Origin of the sequence: Pseudoalteromonas sp. 13-15 (assembly GCF_001468205.2) — a bacterium.
GTDB classification, from domain to species: Bacteria; Pseudomonadota; Gammaproteobacteria; order Enterobacterales; family Alteromonadaceae; genus Pseudoalteromonas; species Pseudoalteromonas marina.
The window spans coordinates 474,031-494,511 of record NZ_CP019163.1 but is presented as its reverse complement, the minus strand read 5'-3'; the positions used below and the strand labels follow the sequence as shown (position 1 = coordinate 494,511).

Genomic DNA, 20,481 nt, shown 5'->3' with positions numbered 1-20,481 from the left:
TAATAAAGACCTTGTTCTTTATAAAAAGCATTCAACCTAGCCAAACAAATATTCACACATCTGTAACTTAAAAAGTTATATAAACGCACTTTTCAAAAGCAAAAAGCTCACAAAAATAAACATATCCTTTTGGTCAGGTTTATATATAAAAGCTATTTAAATCTCACCTAAAAACCAACAAAAAAATTTAACCACCTCATATAACAAAGAACAAAAATAAACTTAATTACTGATATAAAAGCAAATAAACAACCCACAACCTTGCTTTTAATGCTTATTAAACTCACTAAGGCACAAGAAGCTAACCGATCGGTCAGATATGGCATGTTAACTGCAAAGTATTAATCATAATAAAACAGCTTTTTTCTTACTTGCGCAATAACAATACGAAAAAGCAAACAACAAACCTTATTAAAAACAGGGTGTTAAAAAGCTAAGGGGGTCTGTGTGATTCAGTTTCTATTAAATAACACGCCAATTGAAGAACAAGAATGCTCGCCAAGTCTCACCATTTTGGACTGGCTACGCACCAAAAAAGGGAAAGTGGGCACTAAAGAAGGGTGTGCTACAGGCGATTGTGGCGCGTGCACAATTTTAGTCGGCGAAGAAAAAACAAACTTAAACGGTAACCCTGTTTGGCACTACCAAACCATGAACAGCTGCCTGCTTTTATTAGGCAATGCACACGCAAAACACATAGTAACCGTAGAGGCTGTAACAACGGGGCTTTACCCAACCTTTGATGACTTACACCCAGTACAGCGCGCATTAGTAGAGTGCCATGGTTCGCAATGTGGTTTTTGTACCCCTGGCATAATAATGAGTATGCTGGCGCTTTATATTAATAACCCGAGTTACCCAGGTAAAAAAGCCGCTATTCATGCTTTAGGTGGTAACTTGTGCCGTTGTACTGGCTATAGCCCTATTTTACTCGCAGTAGAAAAAGCCTACAGCTATGAGCGCAAAAATGAGCCTTACTCAGCCATGGCCGCTCAGTTTAAAGCCTCATTTAATACGCAATATGATGACGATGTCCCATTTTTAAAAAATGGCCCACGCAAATTCTACTTGCCTCAAAATGCTAAGCAGCTAGTTGAACTAAAAGCGCTATATCCGCATGCACACTTGGTTGCTGGTGGCACCGACTTTGCCATTGAGCTTAGCCAAAATATGCTATTACCCGATGTAATAATATCCCTAAGCCAAACCTGTGAGCTGTGCACTTTAAGCGATAACGACGGCGAGCTACATATTGGTGCAGCACTCCCTTACAGCCAGTTTGTTGAAGCGTTTTACACTTACTACCCTGAGTCTAAAGAGCTGTTTGAACGCCTTGGCTCTAACCAAGTACGTAACAGTGGCACCTTAGGTGGCAGCATAGGAAATGCCTCTCCTATTGGCGATCCAGCTCCTTTACTCATTGCACTTAATGCCACTATGGATTTATTAAGCGCAGCAGGCACAAGCACTATAAACGTGGCCGACTACTTTGTTGATTACAAAAAAACAGTCATTAAAAGCGATGAAGTAATTAGCAAAATTACAGTGCCAAAACGCCCAGACTCGTTAAAGCTTGCGTGCCATAAAATTTCAAAACGCTTTGAAGATGACATATCTACTGTGTGTTTAGTACTGGCTATAGAGCAAACGCAAGGCGTAATTAGCAATGCCCGCTGCGCCATGGGCGGTATGGCAGCAATACCCAAACGCGCCACGCACATAGAGCAAAAACTTAATGCTCAGCCCTTACAAGTAAGTACGTTTATAGATGCCGCAGCCGCTATAAATGACGACTTTTCCCCAATGAGCGATGTACGCAGCAGCGCACATTACCGCACTTCAGTAAGCAAAAACTTGCTACAGCGTATTGGTATTGAGTTTTGCGATGCACAGCCTAGTAGCAATAAAAATAATAACAACATTGCCATTACGAGGATCTCACATGCGTCACTTTGAAATGGATAAACTAAAAGCCCAAGGCGGAAGCGTTGGCCAATCTAAGTACCACGAAAGTGCAATAAAACAAGTATGTGGCAATGCAAACTACGCCGACGATAACCCAGAGCCTCATGGCTGCTTACACGCCTACCCTGTACTTGCGCCCATTACCAGCGGCTTTATTAAATCAATTGATACAAGCAAAGCGCTTGAAGTGGCAGGTGTTAAGCGTATTTTATCGGCTGATGATGTACCCGGTAAGCTTGATATTGGCCCCATATTCCCAGGTGATGTGCTATTAACCAATCACGAAATTCAATACCACGGGCAACCTGTGCTGGTAGTCGTTGCCGACAGCTACGAAATGGCGCGCCGCGCTGCTCGCTTAGTGGTTATAGAGTGCGAGCAAACCACCCCCATACTTGATATTAAAGAAGCGATAAAAAAAGAGCACTGGGTAAGACCGCCACATTCACTCAAGCGCGGTAATAGCGAGCAAGCCATAAATAATGCAGCCCACCAACTTAAAGGTGAAATACACATAGGCGGGCAAGAACACTTTTACCTTGAGGGGCAAATAGCACTCGCTCAGCCCGACAACGATGGCGGGGTTCATGTGCAATGTTCTACGCAGCACCCAACAGAGGTGCAGCACTTAGTTGCCAAAATTTTAAAAAAGCCATTTAGCTTTGTAAACGTAGAAACCCGCCGAATGGGCGGTGCTTTTGGCGGCAAAGAAACTCAAGGCGCGCCGTGGGCTTGCCTTGCAGCGCTTGCGGTTTATCACCTTGGCTGCGCCGTTAAAATGCGGCTAGCCCGCAGCGACGACTTTAAACTTACCGGTAAACGCCACCCATTTTATAATCAATACCATGTAGGGTTTGACCAAAATGGCCTAATTGAAGGCGCTGATGTAACCGTAAATGGGTTTTGTGGTTATTCGCCTGACTTATCCGATGCCATTGTAGACCGCGCCATGTTTCATGCCGATAACGCTTATTACTACCCAGCCGCCACAATTAAAGGGAATCGCTGTAAAGTTAATACTGTAAGCCACACCGCATTCAGAGGATTTGGTGGCCCGCAAGGCATGATCATGGGCGAGCTAATAATGGACGACATAGCCGCTAAATTAGGTAAAGACCCGCTTGAGATCCGAAAACTTAATTTATACAAAAAAGGCCGCGACACCACGCCGTATCATCAAACCGTAGAGCAGCATATTTTAAAAGATATGATTGCCCATCTTGAAGAATCGGGTGATTACTGGGCGCGAAAAGAGACTATTAAAGCCTTTAACGCATCATCCCCTATTATAAAAAAGGGTCTTGCGATGACGCCGGTTAAATACGGTATATCGTTTACCGTACAGCACTTAAACCAGGCGGGTGCACTCGTACATGTTTATAGCGATGGATCAATCCATTTAAACCATGGCGGCACCGAAATGGGTCAAGGGCTTAATACAAAAATAGCGCAAATTGTAGCCCATGGCTTTGGCGTTGATTTTGACGCAGTAAGCATAAGCGCTACTCGTACCGACAAAGTACCAAACACCTCGCCAACCGCGGCTTCAAGCGGTACCGACTTAAACGGTATGGCGGCACTAAATGCAGTAAACACAATAAAAGAGCGCTTAATAAACTTTATAAGCGAGCACTTTGAAGTAGACAGCCAAAGTATTGTATTCAAAGATAACCTTATTACCTTTAGTAAAGGCGAAATTAGCTTTAGCGAACTTGCAAACCTTGCTTACATGAATCGTATATCGCTTTCATCAACCGGTTATTACGCCACCCCTAAAATTCATTACGATAGAGCGAAAGGCGAAGGCCGACCATTTTTTTACTACGCGCATGGCGTAGCACTCAGTGAAGTAGAAATCGATACGATGACAGGCGAAAACACAGTAACCCGTGTTGATATACTGCACGATGTGGGCAGTTCAATAAACCCTGCACTTGATATAGGCCAAATTGAAGGGGCTTTTGTGCAAGGTATGGGCTGGCTCACCACCGAAGACTTACAATGGAACGAAAAAGGCCAGCTTGCCAGCTTTGGCCCTGCTAACTATAAAATTCCTGCAATTGGCGATACCCCAGCCGAATTTAACGTCAATTTATATAACTCGGCCAACCCAGAAACCACTGTATTTAGGTCAAAAGCAGTTGGCGAGCCGCCGTTTATGTTGGCCTTTAGTGTGTGGAGTGCGATTCGTAATGCCATAAGCAGTGTGGCCGACTACAAATACACTGCCCCACTTGATACGCCTGCAACACCTGAGCGTGTATTAAACGCAATTGAGCAAACCGCTAGCTGGTTTAAGGAGCAGCAACATGGCTAATTTAAATGAGTCATTTCAGGGTTTTCATACTCAAAATTGGGCGCAGGCTATAAATGAGCACGAACAAAGCGGCACTAACTATGTTATTGCGACAGTGCTGGGAACCAATGGCTCAACCCCCCGTGGCACAGGCTCTAAAATGGTAATAAGCGGCGAGCACATTTACGACACCCTTGGCGGTGGTCACCTTGAATACGTAGTAATAGAAAAAGCACGCGAACTACTTGCTAAAGGCGAGGCAGCCCAAGTTATAGAGCAGTTTAACTTAGGCGCAAATTTAGGCCAGTGCTGCGGCGGAGCTGCCACCGTTATGCTTGAGTGCATGCAATGCGAGCGCTTTACCCTCGACATATACGGCGCAGGCCATGTAGCACAGGCGCTTATTGGTATATTGGCGCAATTACCGATGCGCATACGTTGGATAGATAGCCGCGCCGATGTATTCCCACAAGCTATTCCTAATAACGTAATAAAAGTGGTTGATGAAGAGCCAACAGAGCAAGTAAAACGCGCCCCTAAAACTAATAATTACTTAATATTAACCCATAACCACCAGCTCGATTTTGCACTCACACAAGCCATTATTAAACGTGCTGATGCCAATTGGCTTGGTGTTATTGGCTCTGATACCAAAGCAAAACGCTTTAAACAACGCTTAGCTCATCGCAATTTTACCACCGAGCAAATAAACCAAATGACCTGCCCTGTTGGGCTTGAAAATGTAACGGGCAAGCTCCCTATGGAAGTAGCCATTTCGATTAGCGGGCAGTTAATTGGCCTTTATCAGGCTATGCAAACCCATGCGCCCAAACGCCAAGGCCTGCAATGGCGCGTACTTAAAAATGCATTAATTAGCACCACGCACGAGGAAGAAAGCGCATGAGTAGCTTAAAAATTAACGACCTAAATGCAGCGCAAGCGCATCAAGCATTAGAGCACTGCTGCGCCGCTCCTAACTGGGTACTCGGTATGCTAAATATCATGCCATTTAAAAATAAAGATCACCTCTTTCACAGTGCGCAAACCGTATGGGATAGCCTAAGTGAGAGCGATTATTTGGCCGCTTTTGAAGGCCACCCGCAAATAGGCGATTTATCAACATTAAGTAAAAAGTACGCCGCTACCGCAAAAAAAGCGGGGCACGAACAATCGGGTATGAGCAAAGCAAACGAGCAAACCCTAAAAAAAATGATTGAGCTAAATAAACAATACCTCAGTAAATTTGGCTTTATTTTTATTGTGTGTGCCAGCGGTAAAAGTGCTGAGCAAATGTTTGAGCTAATAGAGCAGCGCGTACACAACACCCGCGAAAAAGAGCTAACAATTGCCGCGGGCGAACAAGCCAAAATAACAAAAATAAGATTGGAGTCATTGCTATGAATAAAAGTATGAATAAAAGCCCTATCACTACCCATATTCTCGATACCAGTACAGGCAAGCCGGCTGAAAATGTCACAGTAAAATTGTTTGTTCACACTAATAACGAGTGGCAATTAATTGCTCAAGGTAAAACAAACAGCGACGGGCGCATTACCGACTGGCTAAATACAGACGTAGCATTTGCCACCTATAAGTTGGTATTTGATTTAGATAGTTACTATGAAAACCAACCTACCCCAGCGTTTTACCCAGAGACGCAAATTACCTTTAGATTGCAAGATCAAAAACACCATCATATTCCGTTATTGCTTAGCCCATTTGGCTACTCAACGTACAGAGGTAGCTAACAATGAGCACGCAAAATAATAATAAACTAACCGTAATTTGTGCCAACATACTCGATTTTGTTGACGACCCTGCCATAGCAGGCGAAAGCGCCCATCGCTATTTTGAAAAAGGCGTATTAGTTATTCAAAATGGCAAAGTGGTTAACCTTGGTTACGAGCAAGACATACTGCCAAACATTGATAAGTCAGCCACTATTATTCGCCACGATGGTAAATTGGTTATGCCTGGCATGATAGACACACACATACATTTGCCGCAAACCGAAATGGTAGGCGCGTATGGCGAGCAGCTTTTAAGCTGGCTTACAGAATACGCCTTCCCTACTGAAAAAAAGTTTGCCAGTGAAGTGTACTCAAGTGAGGTTTCAAACCGCTTTTTAGATGAGCTACTACGTAATGGCACCACCACCGCACTAGTGTTTGGCACGGTACACCCACAATCGGTTGATGCGTTTTTTAACGAATCTCAAAAACGTAATTTACGCATGATTGCCGGTAAGGTAATGATGGACCGTAATTGCCCTGACGATTTATCAGATTGCGCGCAAACCAGTTACGATCAATCAAAAGCACTAATAAAAAAATGGCACAATGTTGATAGGTTGAGCTACGCGGTAACGCCACGTTTTGCACCTACATCTACCCCTGAGCAACTACAAAAATGTACTCAGCTATTAGAAGAATACCCCGACACGTACCTGCATACGCACTTATCTGAAAACAAAGACGAGTGTGAATGGGTAAAAGGGTTATTCCCAGAAGCTGATGACTACTTAAGTGTTTACGAGCAAGCTAAAATGGTGCGTAAACGCTCTGTATTTGCTCATAGTATTCATTTATCTGAGCGCGAGCTTTGCTGCCTTGCAGATAACAACGCGGCTATTTCTCACTGCCCTACCTCTAACTTATTTTTAGGCTCTGGCTTATTAAACTTAAAGGCCTGTGAAGAGCACGGTATTAACGTAGGCATGGGTACAGATGTAGGCGCAGGAACAAGTTTTTCGATGCTGCAAACAGGTAACGAAGCGTACAAAATTCAACAGCTTCAAGGTCAAAAATTCTCAGCTTTTAAGGGCCTATACTTAGCAACTCTTGGCGGTGCGCGAGCCCTTGATTTAGAGGGCACCATAGGTAATTTTGCAATAGGTTGCGAGGCTGACTTTATTGTAATGGATTACGCCGCCACCTCGTTTTTAAAATTCAGAATTGGCCATGCAAAAACCCTGCACGAGCAACTCTTTGCCATGATGATGCTAGGCGACGACCGCTGCATTGAACAAACCTACATCATGGGTAAAAGCGTGTATAAGCGCGATGATAAAAAACAATTTACAGCCACCCAGACACCGCAATTAGAAGAGGCTTAGCCAATGGAAAATTATTTATTTGAGCTTGCTCATTTAGTACTGCGTTATTTTCATGTAATTTCAGGTATAGCGTGGATTGGAGCGTCGTTTTATTTTGCGTGGCTTGATAATAACTTACAAACCCCGCCACAGTGGAAACAAGACAAAGGCATAAAAGGCGATTTATGGGCCGTGCACGGCGGTGGCTTTTACGAAGTTGCTAAGTATCAAAATGGCCCTGAAAAAATGCCGCACACCCTGCACTGGTTTAAGTGGGAAGCCTACACAACGTGGATCACCGGTATTTTATTATTTAGCCTACTTTATTATGTTGGCGCTGATGTTTACCTAATCGATAACAGTAAAAGTGAGCTAAGTAAATTTGCCGCTATTGGCGCATCGCTTGGCTTTATTGGCTTAGGGTATGGTGTTTATCGTTTATTGTGCAAAACCTCGCTCGTTGAAAACGGTAAAGCGTTTATTGCTGTGGTCATTGGCATATTGGCCCTTTGGACTTACGGGGTCGATCAGCTATTTAGTGACCGCGCTGTGTATATTCATGTAGGCGCGCTTATTGGCACGTGTATGGTTGGTAATGTGTATCACATTATTATGCCAGGGCAGCGCTACATGGTAAGCGAAGTAGAAGCTGGCCGCATTCCTGATTCAGCACCGGGTTTAAAAGCAAAGCTGTGCTCTATTCATAATAACTACGCTACGTTACCAGTGGTATTTATTATGCTGAGCAACCACTTTCCTTATACCTACAGCCACAGCTTTGGCTGGCTTATATTAATTGCGCTATTTGGCATTGGCATGTGGATACGCCATTACTTTAACTTAAAGCACCAAGGCGTTAATAAACCCTCGGTACTTATAAGTGGTATTGCCGCCTTTTTTGCCTTAATGCTTGCCATAGCGCCTTGGCCTAGCAGCCCAACAAATACAGGCGAAAGCGCGCCTTTACAAGCAAGCATTACCGACACCCAAGCATGGGAAATAATCAGCAAGCACTGTACACAGTGCCACAGTGAAACACCTACATCAAAGCTTTTTCAAACCGCGCCCCTTGGCTTTAAGCTCGACTCTATTAATGATGTAAAAAAAGCCAGCACGCTTATTCATACCCGCGCCGTTATTACCAAAGATATGCCATTGGCTAATATGACCAAAATGACTGATGCAGAGCGCGAAACGCTGGGCACTTGGCTAAGTACAGTAAAAAAGGAGCAATAGCATGAGCGAGCAATTTAAACACTACCCGCGCGATTTAATTGGTTATGGCTCACAGGTGCCCCATGCAAATTGGCCCAATAAAGCCCGCATTGCTGTGCAAGTGGTATTAAATTACGAAGAAGGCGGCGAAAACTGTGTATTACATGGTGATGCAGCGGCCGAAACATTTTTATCTGAAATAGTCAGTGCCCCGCATGTAGAAGACCGCCATATAAGCATGGAGTCCATTTACGAATATGGCTCGCGAGCAGGTGTATGGCGTTTACTTAAACTCTTTAAAAAATACGATATACCGGTCACCATTTTTGCCGTGGCAATGGCCCTTGAGCGCCACCCCAATGTAGCTAAAGCCTTTGTTGATGCAGGGCACGAAATTGCAAGCCACGGCCTGCGCTGGATTAATTATCAAAGCATTGATAAACAAACCGAGCGCGAGCACATGCAAAAAGCCACTGAGATCATTCAAACGCTTACTGGTAAGAAGCCAACAGGCTGGTACACCGGGCGCACAAGCCCAAATACTGCTGCCCTTGTGGTAGAAAATGGCTCGTTTTTATATGATGCCGATGACTACAGCGACGACTTACCCTTTTACAGTATTAAAGAAGGTAAACCACAGTTAATAGTGCCCTACACGCTTGATGTAAACGACATGCGCTTTGCTGCTGTGCAAGGCTTTAACGCCGGCGATCAGTTTTATAATTATTTAAAAGATGCCTTTGATACGCTTTATGAAGAAGGCGACCCAGAAGGTGAAAACACCCCAAAAATGATGTCGATAGGGCTGCATTGCCGCTTAATTGGCCGCCCTGGGCGCATTAAAGCCCTCGCACGTTTTTTAGAATATGCCCGCTCGCATGAACAAGTTTGGTTTGCCACGCGCGAACAAATTGCGGAGCATTGGCTTAAAACCCACCCATTTAAATAAAATTCATGGCCGGCTATAAAATTACCGGCCTCATATTATATTTTTGCCTTTAATTTATTGAGTGCATCAACAGAGAAACCACGGTCGTAAAAATATAATATTTTCCCTGTGCTATCTATAAGAATAACGCGCGAATTGTTAGGACTTTGGTTACCAGTAAACTTTTGCACCGCTTCACCGTCTTTATAAATAGTAATAACACCACCCCATAACTCTTTAGGAATCCCTTTGCGCATACCATTATCAATAAACGTGCTAAACATTCGCGGTGCCATGCCGGCAATGGTAGGTAACTCATAGGTAGGGAGTGTTACACCTGCCATATCTAAACCGATTAACCAGCGATCAATATCAAACTGGCTATCTTGTTTATAGCCTATAAGCAGCAAGGTTTTTTCAGTGTTAAAATCACTCGGAATAACAAATTCTTTCTTCTCTAAGCTTTCGCCAGTAATCGTTGGAAATTGCTTTCCGACAACTTGCTGATTAGGGTATTGCGATGCGCAGCCAGTTATTAAGAGTAACAAAAGCATTGTAAATATTGATCTAATCATTCTAATTAGCCTGTTTTTATAATAAATTTAACTGCTTATACGCTTTAAAAAAGATCGTCGATCTTTTTTAAAGCGTTTGCTGTGCTATATACCGTTTAAATTTATCGACCTTCATTGGCCGGCCGTATTTCCAACCTTGCCCATAATGTACACCCGCGCTTTTTAACATAGCTTCTTGCTCAGTTGTTTCTATTCCTTCAGCTACACAGGTGTAATTAAACTTACGCACTAACTCCATTATATTAGGGATCATAGACGCCTTTAAACCTTGCGTGGCTATATCTTGTACAAAAGTTCGGTCTATTTTTAACTGGTGGAAACTTAAATTTTGTAAATTTCTTAAATTAGAATAGCCAGTACCAAAATCATCCAGCGACAAATTAAATCCAGAATCAACCAGCGTTCTAAAATGAGCATGTGCAATGCTAGTATCGAGGTACTCGTCTTCGGTTATTTCTAGGCAAATAATAAAGCGTGAATTAATAAGTGCAGGTTCTTGTGTCAACAGCGATACATTTCCAAGCTCCACATCGCAAGGAAATATATTAATAGACACCTTAAAACCCGTTGGTAAATCGTCCAACTCTGTAAGCTCTTTAAGTACTTTCGCTACCATTGCTTGAGTAAACGACCACGTTAAATTATTTTTTCGTATCACCGGAATAAACTCATCGGGGTAAAGTGGCCCGTATTTGTCTTCAAAGCGAGCTAGCACCTCACAACCAATTACTTTACCTGTGTGCAAACAAATAATAGGTTGGTAAGTCCAATAAAATGAGCCCTTTGTTAAGCCTTTACGCACTCTATTATTAGTAGAGCGACGAGCGGCAATTTGATAATCCACTATTAGCGCGCTCGACACACCCGTTAGGCAGGTTAAAATAAGAGAAATAATCAGCAAAAATTGATTGTCAGCGAAAAACTCACTCCATGGTGTTCTAACCGCAACGCAATATCCTTTATTTTTATTGCTGCACATAAGTGCGGTTTCAAATGGTATTTGTTTGTGGCTTACAAGCTCTTTACTCAAGCCGCTTTTACCTGCCAAATGAAATGACTCAGAACCCGTTTTATACGTTATTTCCCAGTACGGTGCTGCAATATTACTGCGACTAATGGCTGCAGTATCCATAATTAAATTATAGTTACCCTGCCTTACAATCACGACCTGCATTATTCGCTCTTCAAAAAGTAAAATTCTTAAGTTTGGCTCAAACCGAACTCTGATGTTATTGTCGTTTTTACTTTCAAGATTGTTACGAATATAGTCGGGGGTTCTATCATTTATTGGGTTTTTTAGTACACCCGAACCTGTGGTACAAACAAGCTGATTATTTTTAAAAAAGCCGATATCTACAACATACTTGGCATCAAAAAGTGCACGTCGCATTTCAAGCAGGTTTTCGTTGCTACACTCAGAGAAGTTTAATGCATTTAAAGGAAAAAGAATTTGGCGTCGCTCGCTTACAGCTGCGTCTATGTGGTTAACAATTTGCTTTGCATCTTTATGTATTGCAGCCGCTAATTTTTGCCCCGCAAAATACAGTAAAACGAGGCTACCTAACACAAAAACCAAAACACCGGTTAAAACTGCAATTAATGACTTTTGTTGGTATTTTTTCATTATGTCCTTATTGCCTATAAAGCATTCACTATCAGTGTGTTCTCCATCATTGCATAATCAGCCTTAAATGCAAATAAGCTCACAATATTCATAGTAAATAGCGTACTTATAATTTAAGCGTTAGCGTTAATTAAGCATCAACTTCATTTATTAAATTACACACTAAACCCGCTATTTTAGCATGGCTATTGGCTTCTATATGTACCCCATCAATGGGTGAAACAGAAACGATTTTTTGTAAATCATAAAAGTTGGCATTTTTAATACACGCTACATTTTCAAACTCTTTACTCAAAGCTAGGTTTTTACTCGGTGCGCCCTCGTAAACATGTTTATATTGCCCTACACAACTAACATAGGGTGGGCTCAATATTATGAGCTTGGGTTGTTTATTCCCATCGTAAAACCCTTCAATACTGTCTATTAAATTTGCTAAGCCATTCCCTATTTGCTCAGGCGTTAATTTAAAGCGCTTTTTTAAATCGTTAGTACCAAGGGCTATCACTATAGCAGTCAAAGAGTGCGCTTCTAAAAATGGTTTTAAATAACTTACCCCCGATAAGTCCCCATTAAATGGTGGATTATTCACAAGCGTTCGATTAGGCTGCCCTGCTTCTATAATAGCAAATTGGTCACCTAGCCTTTCTGCTAATACCGACGGCCACCTTACTTTTTCCTCAAAACGCTTTCCCGTTGCGGGGTTTAACCCCCACGTATTTGAGTCACCAAAACATAAAATAGATTTTTTCATTAAAATGGATTCAAAGTATAACCTTGCTGCTGAAGTTGAGCATGCGCGGTCATAGCAGATAAAGACATGGTAACGCCTTGTATAAGCTGTTTAGGCGTTACTTTAAAGTGAGTAGCCGACTGCCCGCAAACAAATACCTGCGTGTTATTTGTCAATAATTGTTTTATTAAGCTCGCGTTTTTATTATCAACGTTAAAGCGTTTTTTATATTCATCGTTCGATAGCACATCTACACTTGCACCACCATGTACAACTAATGCTAACTTAATGTTCTCTGGTTTAATGCCATGTGCAACATGCATATTTATAAAGCGGGCAAGTGAGTTCATCGCATTATTTTGCTCGCCTTTTTTAGCGCCATCGGCCACATCAAACGCTATTTTAAATTGAGTCGAATCATTAATCGCTGCATGCTCTGGTACTTTATAGTAATAACCAAAACCGTTAATAGGTTGCTCATTAGCGAAAGATAATGGGCTTAACAACAAAAGTAATAGTAAATATTTCATAAACAATCCTTTGGCTTTTTTAGTGTATAAATAAAGTACCAGATGCTTTGTACAAAAGGCAGTTATTCACGATAAAGTGTGCGAACTTTTATGGTGATGCGTTAAAAAACGCATGCCTAAATAACTAAATGTGTTTTTAAACATCGCAACAAAAGCATCTGGCGCCTCACTCGACGACGCATTCGACAGCAACGAAAAATCTTTACTGCGCAGTAAACGCAACTTTGGTTTTAAATGTTCGTCATCCATGTAATCGGTAATTCTGTCTATGAATGTTTTCATTTGTGTTGTGGTGCTATACCAATACACTGGCGAAGCAAATACCCAATGGTCGTAATTTAAAAGTGATTCAAAAAGCGAGAAAAATTCATCATCAGTGTATTTTTTACTGTAACTGTAAGGCGGTATTTTAAATTCATCTAAACACACAACATGCAGCTCATTTTGCTCAGCAAAACTTTTAACATGTGCGGCTGTGTTACCATTTTTTCTTGCCGATGAATAAATAATAACGGTGTTACGACTAAGTTTTTGTTGCATTTTTCCAGCTCCTTTTTTAATGTTGAAGGGAGCTTAAAACCTCAAGTTATATTGAGGTCAATACATGGAATAAAATTAATGTCTGCTGAGCAAAAAAAGCTGATCGACGCCACTTTAACAGTAGGTTACGTAGCAAAAAGAAGTGGTGTAAAAGTGTCTACATTACACTTTTACGAAACTAAACATTTAATAAAAAGCTGGCGAAACAGCGGCAATCAACGCCGCTACAAACCCGACGTACTTCGCCGAGTGGCCGTTATAAAAGCAGCACAAGCCATGGGCATTTCGCTAGACGATATAAAACAAACACTTGCCTCACTGCCCGATAACCGCACGCCCACTAAAAAAGATTGGTCTGCGCTTTCAAAACGCTGGCAAGCTCAATTAGATGAACGCATAGCGTATATGCAACGCATACGCGACCGCGTAGATGGATGTATTGGCTGTGGGTGTTTATCACTTAAAAGCTGCCCTATTTATAATAAAGACGATCATTTAGGGAGTGAGCAAAGTGGAGCAGTATTGTTAAAAAGTGGTTAAATCAAGCAATGTGATTAGTGAAAAAAACTAGTGACATGAATATTTAATAAATCATTGATTATTAAATGTTCATTCATTAATATATTTCGCTTCAAAGGAAGTAAAAAAAGGATTTTGCAGTGAACCCCACAACTCCGTCATCTCAAAGTGAGCCCAAAAACCCTGCGGCCACTCAAAAACTAGCTCAAGCACTTAAAACAGTTGATAACAAAGAGCTAAAGAGCACAGGCTTTTGGTTAAATCAACTTTTTATGGTTATCTCTACCATATTTGGCGTGTATTTAGCCGCTCAAAGTGGTTTAGAGCAAGCTTTAAAATTTGATTCTTTTAGTAAAATGGAAGACAACTATTATCTACGTACTTCTTTATTTGATGAAGTTAACGATAACGTAAATGCCGTTGCGGAATATGCAGAGCGCTTAGCAAAAAGCCCACCAAAATCTGAAATGGAATTTTTTAAACCTACTTTAGAGAAGTACATATGGAAAACAATGCAGTTTTCACGTACTACACTTGAAACACCCAGTGAGTTTTTAACTAAAATTCGTCGGTTTTACTCTCGAGCAGACTTTGTAATCAATGCAGCAATAACGAGGAAAATGTCAGCTAAACAAGCCGCAATTGAACTAAAAAAAATAACTCATTTAATAAAAGATGAAACATTACCCGCATTAAAACAAAATGCGGAACAGTTAAAAATGGAATTAAAACAAAATGATATTTCTGTTGGATCGCTAAAGGAGCTAAAAAATGCCAACTAAACACTGCCCACATTGTAAAACACACGCTTTAGAAGCTACAAATTACCAAGGTGAAGAAATAGATATCTGCCGTGAATGTGGCGGCCTTTGGTTTGAAAAAAATGAAGTTAATCGCATGATTGACGAAATCAACGATGGTCCTGTCGGTGAGAAATTTGAAACCAGCTTTGGTGATTCATTAGGTATTTCAGAACTTGACTGTCCTGATTGCAATAAAAGCTTGGAACGTTTTCATCTTCTAGAAGATTTTCATACCGAAATTGATATTTGTAGGCATTGTGATGGTACCTGGATTGATAAAGATGAGCTTGAAAGCGTTGAAAAAAGTCCAGAATTAAAAGCTACTCTAAACGAGCTAAATCAAAGAACAAGCTGGAAAACGTATTTTTTTCAATTTTTAACTCAAATGCCTGTTGAATATAATATAAAACCTCAGCGAAAAGCATGGGTCACTTTCAGTTTAGTAGCACTCAACACATTAATTTTTGCTTTATACTTTTTCAATAGTGAAGCATTTGGCTTCGCCATTGAGTTTTTTGCCATGACACCGTCAGATATAAGTGAAGGCAATGAAGTATGGACACTACTCACTTGTATGTTTTTGCATGGCTCAATAATGCATTTGCTAGGGAATATGTATTTTTTATATGTGGTAGGTGACAACTTAGAAGATGTTTTAGGGCACAAGCGCTTTTTAATCTGGTATTTAGTGTGTGGGCTAATAGCTTCTCTCTCTAGTTACCTTGTTAGCCCAACATCAGCAATACCTAGTGTAGGTGCAAGTGGTGCAATTGCGGGCTTATTTGGTATGTACTTAATGTGGTTTAGGCATGCCAGCCTCACTTTTATGATTATTATCTACCAGAAAAAACTGTCAGCTGCTTGGTTTTTTGCAATTTGGTTGATTATAAATATATCTGGTGCGCTAAGCGGCCCTGATGGCATTGATTATGGCGCACATATTGGGGGCTTTGTTGCCGGGTTATTGATTGGCTATTTTTTAAAAAATAAAATATTAGAACAAAACCCTATTATTAGATTACTTAACCAAAGCGAAGCACAGTTAAAACGCTAATGCTGTTATTCAACCATCGCCCCACTGATTTAGTTGTTTTTCAGTGGGATCGTTTTTTTAAAGGCTTATATTAGCTATTTCCAAATACCCAAAAAACTCTAAAGCAAAAAAATATAAAACTACATTTAATAAAATGCACACCCAAAGTACCGTTATAAAACGCTTTTTTTGTGATTTATGACGCAATAATTGCTGAGCAATTAACGCCCCTGGCCAGCCTCCACATAGTGCTAATAAATGAAGAGTTCGCTCGCTCGTACGGGTTACTTTTTTATTTACCGACTGCTTAGCTTTGTGTTTATCCCACGCATACATAATAAATGTTATGGCACTAATAGCAGTTATATAAGTAGGCGCGAAAATAGTTACGCCCCACTGAAAATGTACAAACCATACTACGGATATAAAAAATAAGGATAGAATTATTAAGGTTTTCTTTATCAAGTAATTATCGCCTATACTGGTCTGTATCAATTCAAATAATAAGAGAATAATTATGACATATTTTAAAGTGCTATTTTTTACTTTGTGCTTTTTAGCTTTTACAACTCACGCAAAAGAACAACCACTTAAACTTGATAAACACCTTAGTGTATTTCAGCCTTATTTAGGCTCGTGGCAAGCTGATTTTGATGTTGCACCAGGCACTAAACCAGTTCAAGACGTAGGCTTATGGGAGCGTGCGCTTAATGGTAAGGCAATAAGAACAAAACACTCTATTAATGAGGGTGAATATGGTGGCGAGTCGATGATTTTTTACGATAGCAAAAAAGACTCATTGGTTTTTTATTATTTTACAACAGCCGGTTTTTATACAAAAGGCACTATAAAAGTACTCAGCCCTACGCAGTTTGTTGCTTACGAAGAGGTTACAGGTAGTAAAGAAGGCATTACTAAAGTGAAGTCGACCAGCGATTTAAAAGATGGGAAATTGGTTGTGTCTACCTCCTATTTAAAAAAAGGTGAATGGACCAAACCAGAGTCACGCATTTATACGCGTAGCAATCAAGCCGTAAAATTCAAATAGCTCCCGCTGCTTACGGCACAAAAAAGGCAGCTTTCGCTGCCTTTTTTGTTAATTATAACGCGATTATTTTGCGAATTTTTTAAATGGTTCGTCCACTGGCGTATTTGCTAGGTGGTTAGTGTAGTTGCTCATTACCTTTTGCGATAAACCTACAATAATCTCTAGTAGTTGCTGTTGACCGTAACCCGCTGCAAAAAACTTTTCTATCTGCTCGTCACTAATTACGCCACGTTCACGCGTCATAGCCAATGTTGTTTCACGTAATGTTTCGAGTTTTGCATCTGCAAGCGGTGTTTTATTCACTAAAGCATCAACAATACCTTGGTCAACTTTCATTGACGCTGCAATGGCACTGTGTGCTGGTACACAGTAATGACAGTCATGTTCAACGTTAATTGATTGCCATACCACTGTTAACTCTTCTGCGTTAAATGAAGTGTTTTGAAATAATTCGTGAAGTACTTGGTAACCTTTTAATAGCGTTGGTGCTTCAGCCATTACTGCGTGTAAATTAGGTAACATGCCAAATGCAGCAACTGAATCGGCTAATAAAGGTTTTGACTCTTCAGGTGCATTTTCTGCTGTATATAAAGTAAATTCTGCCATTGTTAGCTCCAAAAATAAGTTGTTTAAGTAACGTCGAAGCACATACTATTTGATTTTGAGCGACTGCTCAAGTTAAAATTGAGCGAATGTTCAAATTAATTGAGAAACACCATGGTCAACAAAGTTAAATTTGAGCGCGAGACTGTTGTCCGCCTTGCCAGTCAGCTATTTTGGGAAAAGGGATTTAATGCCACTTCCACCCGTGATCTACAGGACGCAATTAATATGCGCCCAGGTAGTATCTATTCTGCGTTTGGCTCAAAGGAAGGGTTGTATATTGAGTCTTTAAAAAATTACACCATGCAAATAGAAGATCAAATAAAAACGTGTTTATTGGCTTCGCCTACTATTATTGGTGGTTTACAAACGTTTGTTGAAAACGTCATCATTAAAGATAAAAAAAATGCCCCGAGCGCCATTTGCATGCTAGTAAAAGCAAATTGTGAGTTTGCCGATGAAGACAGCTGTTTGTATTCATTAAGCCTTGATTTATCAGACAAATTTGAAGATTATTTAAGCGATTTATTTGCACAAGCCATTGCGCGAGAAGAGCTAAAAGGCGAGGTTAGCCCAAAAGACTATGCTCGCTTTTTTAAAGTGCAATTTACAGGGCTACGCGGCTACTTTAACCGCCCGGGTGTTGAAGAGCTTGCACAACCTATGATTGATCAAATGTTTAAAATTATGAGAGCGCTCTAAGCTAAACAACTCAATGAATGACAAAAAACGGCGGTAATACAATTACCGCCGTTTTTTATTTTTAGGAATTATGTACCTGTTAGGTTTTTAACTTATTGAGTTCGCTATCTTGTTGAGCAACTAGCTTATTAAGAACTTCGCTACTATCGCCTGCCTGCGAAGATAAACCAGACAACTGAGATGCCGCATCAGAAATAAGCGTTAAATTACGATTTATTTCTTCTGTTACTAAGCTTTGCTCTTCAGCAGCTGTTGCAATATGCGTTATTTGATTGGTTATTTCATCCACTTTTACAACCACACTGTGCAACGCGTCAAAGGCGACAGAGGTTTCGTCAACCGCATTTTGTGCTCTTACAACGCCTTTTTCTATTACGGTGGAAGCATTACCAACCTCATGCAGTAGGCTGTCTATTAGGTTGCTAATGTCATCAGTAGATGAACGTGTTTTAGAAGCAAGTGCTCGTACCTCATCAGCAACAACTGCAAAACCTCGGCCGTGTTCGCCAGCCCTTGCTGCCTCAATGGCTGCATTGAGTGCCAGTAAATTAGTTTGCTCTGAAATGGTTCTGATCACATCTAAAATTTGCGTTATGTCTTTACTACGCGTCGCTACTTTTTCAACTGCTTGGTTTGCCTCTTTTATTTCTTCAGACATAGTTTTTACTTGCGTCATAGCCGACGACAAGCTCGACTCACTGCTTACCACTAAGCCGTTTATTTCGTCAGCTTGCTGCGCTGATTGTTCTGAAGCTCTTGCTACCTCAAGCGCTGTTGCGCTCATTTCGTTCATAGCGGTAACAACGCTTTCTATTTCTTTAAACTGCGCCTGCACATTATGTTTCGTGTCGATGGCTATATGCTGGGCAATTTCGCCTTGTTGCTTAGTCTGATCTGATACGGCTTTAAGCTCAGCAATTAGGTCGCGTAATTTAGTTAAAAAGCGGTTAAAGCCACCAGCCAGTGCAATTAGTTCGGCATGGCTGTCTACATGTAAGGTGTGTGTTAAGTCACCTTCTGAACTGGCTAGGTTATCAACGCGTTCTTGTATTTGTTCAAGTGGGGCTATAACACCTGCCACAACAAATTTCATAACTACAAAAGCAACACCCGCAATAATTAAGCCGGTTACTAAAATAATAGTGCCCAATGCTGCTGCGGTACTTTGCATATTTTCACTCAAAGCCTGTGGGCCAGCCAGAGCTAAATTTGCAGGTACTTCAATAATAAGCGACCACTGAGTGTCTGCAAGCTTTATATTTATGGGGTAATTAACCAGGTAAGTGTCATCCGCTTTTAAAAGATTATTTTCACCTCGTACCTTTTCAACTTTACTGGTAATAGTGGATGACATTGCTTCTTTATAAGGCCGGCCAAGCTTGGTTTTGTAGTGGCTACTGCCTACGATTAAACCAAAATCACTTAATAAGGTAACCTTAGCTTGACCGTTATACAGCTCTTTTGAAAGCTGCTCGGTTAACTTTTGAAAAACCGGTAACGTTAAATCAACGCCAGATATACCAACAAACCGACCGTCTCTGACAATAGGAACCGTAAGAGACGTCATCATTTCTGAATTGCCTGGCGTAATTTCGTATAAGTAAGGTTCCATAATACACGGCTTAACGTTGTCTTTAGCACACAAATACCATTCAGACTCTCGTAGGCCAAATTCATTAAGCTTAGTGAAATATTTTTCGGCAGGGTCGTCTACAATTTGCTGCTCGACCACGCCTTCTTTACTGCGAGTAAAATAAATTTCGAGTGTACCAGCACCATCAACAGAGTGACTGTAGCCATTTGTAAATTGAGTATCTTTTGAATCATACCCATTTACTTCAAACTGGGAATAGATGGAAGAAAGCGACTCATTATTATTTAATATGGATTTATTAAGATTAACAACGGATTCGCGGCTAAGTGCGTCATTACCCGCCGTGCCACTTAATATGGCAGCTAGTGAAAAAGGGACACGGTATGCTTCGTTAATAAACCCTGCAATTCTTTCACCGTATACAGCCGCGTTTGCACTTAGTTTTTCTTCAACTTCTGCCACTATGTATTTTTCTGACTGGTTTGATAGCTCATCGTTACTCGACGACAGCTCCCACCACAGAATGCTCGATAGCAGTAACACGGTTATAAATATGCTACCTACTGTAAGCCATAATAGTTTTTTTGCTAACGATATTTCTCGCATTGACCTGCCCTTTGTTTAAACTACAAGTACAGTTTAGACGATTTTACTAATCAAGCTATCGATAACCGCGAACAAA

21 protein-coding genes are annotated in these 20,481 nt (G+C 40.9%); 13 read left to right on the top strand and 8 right to left on the bottom strand.

Annotated elements, in window-relative coordinates:
- The first annotated feature begins 447 nt into the window (after positions 1 to 447).
- Genes xdhA through puuE form a run of 8 tightly spaced genes read left to right on the top strand, consistent with a single transcriptional unit; the run spans position 448 to position 9,519 of the window.
- Positions 448 to 1,956: a xanthine dehydrogenase small subunit gene (gene xdhA, locus ATS72_RS17745; RefSeq protein WP_058429921.1), complete on the top strand. Its 1,509-nt coding sequence runs from the start codon at positions 448 to 450 to the stop codon at positions 1,954 to 1,956.
- Entirely contained in the window at positions 1,943 to 4,282 is a 2,340-nt protein-coding gene (gene xdhB / locus ATS72_RS17740; protein WP_058429922.1) for a xanthine dehydrogenase molybdopterin binding subunit, read from the top strand. The genes xdhA and xdhB overlap by 14 nt, the downstream gene beginning before the upstream one ends.
- Positions 4,275 to 5,165 carry a xanthine dehydrogenase accessory protein XdhC gene (gene xdhC / locus ATS72_RS17735; protein WP_058429923.1) on the top strand — a complete coding sequence of 297 codons (891 nt, stop codon included), beginning with the start codon at positions 4,275 to 4,277 and terminating at the stop codon, positions 5,163 to 5,165. Before xdhB ends, xdhC begins: the two co-directional genes overlap by 8 nt.
- Positions 5,162 to 5,662: a 2-oxo-4-hydroxy-4-carboxy-5-ureidoimidazoline decarboxylase gene (gene uraD, locus ATS72_RS17730; RefSeq protein ID WP_058429924.1), complete on the top strand. Its 501-nt coding sequence runs from the start codon at positions 5,162 to 5,164 to the stop codon at positions 5,660 to 5,662. Before xdhC ends, uraD begins: the two co-directional genes overlap by 4 nt.
- The gene (gene uraH, locus ATS72_RS17725) at positions 5,659 to 6,009 is read left to right on the top strand and encodes a hydroxyisourate hydrolase (RefSeq protein WP_058429925.1); all 351 of its coding nucleotides are present in this window, start codon (positions 5,659 to 5,661) and stop codon (positions 6,007 to 6,009) included. The genes uraD and uraH overlap by 4 nt, the downstream gene beginning before the upstream one ends.
- Before the next feature lie 2 nt (positions 6,010 to 6,011).
- Positions 6,012 to 7,376, top strand: a complete 1,365-nt coding sequence (gene guaD, locus ATS72_RS17720) for a guanine deaminase (protein WP_058429926.1) — start codon at positions 6,012 to 6,014, stop codon at positions 7,374 to 7,376.
- 3 nt (positions 7,377 to 7,379) lie between these two features.
- Positions 7,380 to 8,591, top strand: coding sequence for a urate hydroxylase PuuD (locus ATS72_RS17715; RefSeq protein WP_058429927.1), 1,212 nt, complete (start codon positions 7,380 to 7,382; stop codon positions 8,589 to 8,591).
- Position 8,592: 1 nt separating this feature from the next.
- Positions 8,593 to 9,519, top strand: a complete 927-nt coding sequence (puuE, locus tag ATS72_RS17710) for an allantoinase PuuE (RefSeq protein ID WP_058429928.1) — start codon at positions 8,593 to 8,595, stop codon at positions 9,517 to 9,519.
- A 35-nt stretch (positions 9,520 to 9,554) separates the two neighbouring features.
- Here the strand turns inward: puuE and ATS72_RS17705 are convergent, their stop codons facing one another.
- From ATS72_RS17705 to ATS72_RS17685, 5 genes are all read right to left on the bottom strand, one after another.
- Positions 9,555 to 10,073: a hypothetical protein gene (locus ATS72_RS17705; RefSeq protein WP_006792596.1), complete on the bottom strand. Its 519-nt coding sequence runs from the start codon at positions 10,071 to 10,073 to the stop codon at positions 9,555 to 9,557.
- Between the two features lie 67 nt (positions 10,074 to 10,140).
- Complete coding sequence (locus ATS72_RS17700) at positions 10,141 to 11,697, bottom strand: EAL domain-containing protein (RefSeq protein WP_058429929.1); 1,557 nt, start codon at positions 11,695 to 11,697, stop codon at positions 10,141 to 10,143.
- Between the two features lie 130 nt (positions 11,698 to 11,827).
- Complete coding sequence (locus ATS72_RS17695; RefSeq protein WP_058429930.1) at positions 11,828 to 12,448, bottom strand: SGNH/GDSL hydrolase family protein; 621 nt, start codon at positions 12,446 to 12,448, stop codon at positions 11,828 to 11,830.
- Positions 12,448 to 12,957: a DsrE family protein gene (locus tag ATS72_RS17690; RefSeq protein ID WP_058429931.1), complete on the bottom strand. Its 510-nt coding sequence runs from the start codon at positions 12,955 to 12,957 to the stop codon at positions 12,448 to 12,450. The genes ATS72_RS17695 and ATS72_RS17690 overlap by 1 nt, the downstream gene beginning before the upstream one ends.
- A gap of 66 nt (positions 12,958 to 13,023) precedes the next feature.
- On the bottom strand, positions 13,024 to 13,497 hold the full coding sequence (locus tag ATS72_RS17685) for a flavodoxin family protein (protein WP_039037509.1): 474 nt from the start codon (positions 13,495 to 13,497) through the stop codon (positions 13,024 to 13,026).
- Between the two features lie 78 nt (positions 13,498 to 13,575).
- On the opposite strand from ATS72_RS17685, the gene soxR reads away from it, so the two are divergent.
- The 3 genes from soxR (at position 13,576) to ATS72_RS17670 (ending at position 15,873) form a co-directional block, all read left to right on the top strand.
- Positions 13,576 to 14,037 carry a redox-sensitive transcriptional activator SoxR gene (gene soxR, locus ATS72_RS17680; protein ID WP_058429932.1) on the top strand — a complete coding sequence of 154 codons (462 nt, stop codon included), beginning with the start codon at positions 13,576 to 13,578 and terminating at the stop codon, positions 14,035 to 14,037.
- Positions 14,038 to 14,156: 119 nt separating this feature from the next.
- The gene (locus tag ATS72_RS17675; RefSeq protein ID WP_058429933.1) at positions 14,157 to 14,798 is read left to right on the top strand and encodes a hypothetical protein; all 642 of its coding nucleotides are present in this window, start codon (positions 14,157 to 14,159) and stop codon (positions 14,796 to 14,798) included.
- Positions 14,788 to 15,873: a rhomboid family intramembrane serine protease gene (locus tag ATS72_RS17670; RefSeq protein ID WP_058429934.1), complete on the top strand. Its 1,086-nt coding sequence runs from the start codon at positions 14,788 to 14,790 to the stop codon at positions 15,871 to 15,873. The genes ATS72_RS17675 and ATS72_RS17670 overlap by 11 nt, the downstream gene beginning before the upstream one ends.
- 57 nt (positions 15,874 to 15,930) lie before the next feature.
- Here the strand turns inward: ATS72_RS17670 and ATS72_RS17665 are convergent, their stop codons facing one another.
- On the bottom strand, positions 15,931 to 16,317 hold the full coding sequence (locus tag ATS72_RS17665) for a DUF1294 domain-containing protein (protein WP_058429935.1): 387 nt from the start codon (positions 16,315 to 16,317) through the stop codon (positions 15,931 to 15,933).
- A gap of 52 nt (positions 16,318 to 16,369) precedes the next feature.
- Between ATS72_RS17665 and ATS72_RS17660 the strand changes: the two genes are divergently transcribed.
- Complete coding sequence (locus ATS72_RS17660) at positions 16,370 to 16,900, top strand: hypothetical protein (RefSeq protein WP_006794431.1); 531 nt, start codon at positions 16,370 to 16,372, stop codon at positions 16,898 to 16,900.
- A 63-nt stretch (positions 16,901 to 16,963) separates the two neighbouring features.
- On the opposite strand, the gene ATS72_RS17655 is transcribed toward ATS72_RS17660, so the two are convergent.
- Positions 16,964 to 17,506 (bottom strand): carboxymuconolactone decarboxylase family protein, encoded by a 543-nt coding sequence (locus ATS72_RS17655; protein ID WP_006794430.1) that lies wholly within the window; start codon positions 17,504 to 17,506, stop codon positions 16,964 to 16,966.
- A gap of 111 nt (positions 17,507 to 17,617) precedes the next feature.
- Here ATS72_RS17655 and ATS72_RS17650 point away from each other — a divergent pair, with 111 nt between their 5' ends.
- Complete coding sequence (locus tag ATS72_RS17650; RefSeq protein ID WP_006794429.1) at positions 17,618 to 18,205, top strand: TetR/AcrR family transcriptional regulator; 588 nt, start codon at positions 17,618 to 17,620, stop codon at positions 18,203 to 18,205.
- 79 nt (positions 18,206 to 18,284) lie between these two features.
- Here ATS72_RS17650 and ATS72_RS17645 read toward each other — a convergent pair whose 3' ends face one another.
- Positions 18,285 to 20,405 (bottom strand): methyl-accepting chemotaxis protein, encoded by a 2,121-nt coding sequence (locus tag ATS72_RS17645; RefSeq protein WP_058429936.1) that lies wholly within the window; start codon positions 20,403 to 20,405, stop codon positions 18,285 to 18,287.
- Positions 20,406 to 20,481: the final 76 nt, after the last annotated feature.

What these genes read in the sequence shown, in the direction of transcription:
- puuE (WP_058429928.1), top strand. Translation starts at nt 8,593, where the DNA reads ATGAGCGAGCAATTTAAACACTACCCGCGCGATTTAATTGGTTATGGC.
- uraD (WP_058429924.1), top strand. Translation starts at nt 5,162, where the DNA reads ATGAGTAGCTTAAAAATTAACGACCTAAATGCAGCGCAAGCGCATCAA.
- ATS72_RS17670 (WP_058429934.1), top strand. Translation starts at nt 14,788, where the DNA reads ATGCCAACTAAACACTGCCCACATTGTAAAACACACGCTTTAGAAGCT.
- ATS72_RS17715 (WP_058429927.1), top strand. Translation starts at nt 7,380, where the DNA reads ATGGAAAATTATTTATTTGAGCTTGCTCATTTAGTACTGCGTTATTTT.
- ATS72_RS17650 (WP_006794429.1), top strand. Translation starts at nt 17,618, where the DNA reads ATGGTCAACAAAGTTAAATTTGAGCGCGAGACTGTTGTCCGCCTTGCC.
- xdhB (WP_058429922.1), top strand. Translation starts at nt 1,943, where the DNA reads ATGCGTCACTTTGAAATGGATAAACTAAAAGCCCAAGGCGGAAGCGTT.
- ATS72_RS17685 (WP_039037509.1), bottom strand. Translation starts at nt 13,497, where the DNA reads ATGCAACAAAAACTTAGTCGTAACACCGTTATTATTTATTCATCGGCA.
- xdhC (WP_058429923.1), top strand. Translation starts at nt 4,275, where the DNA reads ATGGCTAATTTAAATGAGTCATTTCAGGGTTTTCATACTCAAAATTGG.
- ATS72_RS17690 (WP_058429931.1), bottom strand. Translation starts at nt 12,957, where the DNA reads ATGAAATATTTACTATTACTTTTGTTGTTAAGCCCATTATCTTTCGCT.
- ATS72_RS17645 (WP_058429936.1), bottom strand. Translation starts at nt 20,405, where the DNA reads ATGCGAGAAATATCGTTAGCAAAAAAACTATTATGGCTTACAGTAGGT.
- ATS72_RS17705 (WP_006792596.1), bottom strand. Translation starts at nt 10,073, where the DNA reads ATGATTAGATCAATATTTACAATGCTTTTGTTACTCTTAATAACTGGC.
- ATS72_RS17700 (WP_058429929.1), bottom strand. Translation starts at nt 11,697, where the DNA reads ATGAAAAAATACCAACAAAAGTCATTAATTGCAGTTTTAACCGGTGTT.
- soxR (WP_058429932.1), top strand. Translation starts at nt 13,576, where the DNA reads ATGTCTGCTGAGCAAAAAAAGCTGATCGACGCCACTTTAACAGTAGGT.
- guaD (WP_058429926.1), top strand. Translation starts at nt 6,012, where the DNA reads ATGAGCACGCAAAATAATAATAAACTAACCGTAATTTGTGCCAACATA.
- ATS72_RS17660 (WP_006794431.1), top strand. Translation starts at nt 16,370, where the DNA reads ATGACATATTTTAAAGTGCTATTTTTTACTTTGTGCTTTTTAGCTTTT.
- ATS72_RS17695 (WP_058429930.1), bottom strand. Translation starts at nt 12,448, where the DNA reads ATGAAAAAATCTATTTTATGTTTTGGTGACTCAAATACGTGGGGGTTA.
- ATS72_RS17655 (WP_006794430.1), bottom strand. Translation starts at nt 17,506, where the DNA reads ATGGCAGAATTTACTTTATATACAGCAGAAAATGCACCTGAAGAGTCA.
- uraH (WP_058429925.1), top strand. Translation starts at nt 5,659, where the DNA reads ATGAATAAAAGTATGAATAAAAGCCCTATCACTACCCATATTCTCGAT.